The organism is Schleiferilactobacillus perolens DSM 12744 (assembly GCF_001435585.1).
In the GTDB taxonomy this organism is placed as follows: Bacteria; Bacillota; Bacilli; order Lactobacillales; family Lactobacillaceae; genus Schleiferilactobacillus; species Schleiferilactobacillus perolens.
Genome location: NZ_AZEC01000069.1, coordinates 1 through 517, shown reverse-complemented (window position 1 = coordinate 517; position 517 = coordinate 1). Strand labels below are relative to the sequence as shown.

At 43.7% G+C, this 517-nt stretch carries 1 protein-coding gene; it reads left to right on the top strand.

The window, feature by feature from the left end; all coding sequences use genetic code 11:
* The coding region (locus FD09_RS15655; protein WP_157053873.1) for a helix-turn-helix domain-containing protein at positions 1-313 on the top strand (313 nt) is incomplete at its 5' end.
* Positions 314-517: the final 204 nt, after the last annotated feature.

Below are 517 nucleotides of genomic sequence, written 5' to 3'. Positions count from 1 at the left end.
GTCCATGACGGGGATTGCGGATCCTAACTTGCGTCAACTGATGACTAACTTAATCATTGAACTGTATAAGTATCAGGCCGAAAGTGAACGGAAGCGGATTATTGAGCGTCAACAACAGGGGATTTTTCTGGCCAAACAGCAGGGGAAATATCATGGGCGCAAACCCCAATATACCGAAGATGATCCCCGCTTACTACATGCTTTTAAGCTTTATCAGACGGGCATGAGTGATGTAGACGTCGCCCGTAATACCGGTATTAAGCGAACAACTTTTATCAGATATCGCAAGAAGTGCAATATAAAAAGATCGTAAATTGCAAGAACAAGTTAGCCAGTCGTTGAGGACAATCCCAGAACAGGCCGTTACCAAATAGAAGTTGTGGCGCTAGAGAGACGACCTATATATTGTCTACTGATGCTTGAGCGTATAAATAATCACCATAATTCAATTACATTGGTGCGTTTTTCGTCTACTTCTCGCCCCCGATGGGTGAATTAACCTCCCCTACTTGCTTTC